Source organism: Microbacterium sp. GbtcB4 (assembly GCF_019091465.1).
Taxonomy (GTDB): Bacteria; Actinomycetota; Actinomycetes; order Actinomycetales; family Microbacteriaceae; genus Microbacterium; species Microbacterium paraoxydans.
On record NZ_JAGXJJ010000564.1, the window covers coordinates 1 to 236 of the forward strand.

The window sequence follows — 236 nt, forward strand, 5'->3', positions numbered from 1 at the left end:
GCCGAGGGCGCCGGCCGGGCGGGCGAGACGCCCGGTGGCGACCCCCAGGGCGTGGATGGGCGCCCGGGGGCCGCTGATGGTGTGCAGGACGAGCAGGACGACGGCGAGCGCGATGATCCCGACGACGCCGGTCATCAGCCGGTTGCCGAACTCGATCATCCCGTGGATGCCCTGCCCCTCGACGATCGGGACGAGCGACTCGGGCGTGCACAGCGGCCACTCGGTGCAGCCGAGGC

1 pseudogene is annotated in these 236 nt (G+C 74.6%); it reads right to left on the reverse strand.

Features of this window, described 5'->3' with window-relative positions:
* Positions 1-236: pseudogene (locus tag KVS71_RS20130) on the reverse strand (heme A synthase); the annotation flags it as partial.